This window comes from Halomonas sp. PBN3, assembly GCF_000475415.1.
In the GTDB taxonomy this organism is placed as follows: Bacteria; Pseudomonadota; Gammaproteobacteria; order Pseudomonadales; family Halomonadaceae; genus Halomonas; species Halomonas shengliensis.
In genome coordinates this window covers 1-912 of sequence record NZ_AXCA01000018.1, presented here as the reverse complement: position 1 = coordinate 912, position 912 = coordinate 1, and the positions used below count along the sequence as shown (strand labels likewise).

1 protein-coding gene and 1 pseudogene are annotated in these 912 nt (G+C 70.8%); both read right to left on the bottom strand.

Annotated features, from left to right (window positions below; all coding sequences use genetic code 11):
• Positions 1-336 (bottom strand): annotated as a pseudogene (locus Q673_RS0117925) (TIGR03752 family integrating conjugative element protein); the annotation flags it as partial.
• Positions 333-912: TIGR03749 family integrating conjugative element protein (locus Q673_RS35725; RefSeq protein ID WP_031217516.1), on the bottom strand; the 580-nt coding region annotated here is incomplete at its 5' end. The pseudogene Q673_RS0117925 and the gene Q673_RS35725, both read right to left, overlap by 4 nt.

Sequence of the window (912 nt, the reverse complement as noted above, 5' to 3'; positions counted from 1 at the left end):
CGCCTCGTCGATGGCGCCGTCCACGTCCTGGTTGCGGGTCATCAGCCGCTCGTTCTGGTCGCGCAGCGCCTGGGTTTCCGCCTGGGCCTGCTCCAGGTCGCGACGCATGGCCTGCACGTGGCCCACCAGGGTGGCCACGGTGTCCCGCGGGGTATCCCCCTCGATGCCGAGCGCCTGCAGCTCGTCATCGCTCAGGGTCAGCGTCGGGTCAGCCTGCCCGGTCTCTGCGTCCGTGCCGGCATCGCCGCCACTCAGGCCGCGCACCACGATCAGCAGCACGATCACCAGCAGCGCCGGGACCAGCACCTTCAGCAGGGTGTTGCTGCGCAGGGTCATGAGGCGCCCTCCTCGGCCTGATCCATCTCCTCCAGCGGTATCAGTGCCCTATCCAGGCCGCCGCGCCGGGTGGCCAGAAAGACCGTGGTGGTGTCCTCCACGGAGCCCCGCGGGGCCAGGTAGGGGTGCATGAAGGTCGCGGAGTAGAAGTCTCCCTGCAGCCAGCGCGGGTCGAGCTCGAAGGCGCGTCGCCGGTCGTTGTTCTCGAGCTTCACCGCGGTGACCGTCCAGCCGTCAAGTCGCCAGGCGCCCAGGGGCGTGGCGGTCACCGGCAGCGACGGCAGCAGGGTGCCAAGCGACTCGGGCAGCCGCATGGGCACGCGAGAGACGCCGCGCAGAGGCTCGATGGTCCGCTGCGGCGCGTAAAGAGACTGGGCGGCATGCCGGGTCAGCAGCACGGGCACCGGCGTGGCGGTGGCCCGCTGAGACTCACCGCCTGACGCCTGAGCCGAAGGCCGGGACGCCTCTGACGCCTGCGCCCCGCGGCTTCCCGTGGACGAACCCGTCGAAGCACTTGCCCTGACCGGCGACGCCTCGCGGCTGTTTACCACCAGAATCTCCTCGCTGCTGGCTCCC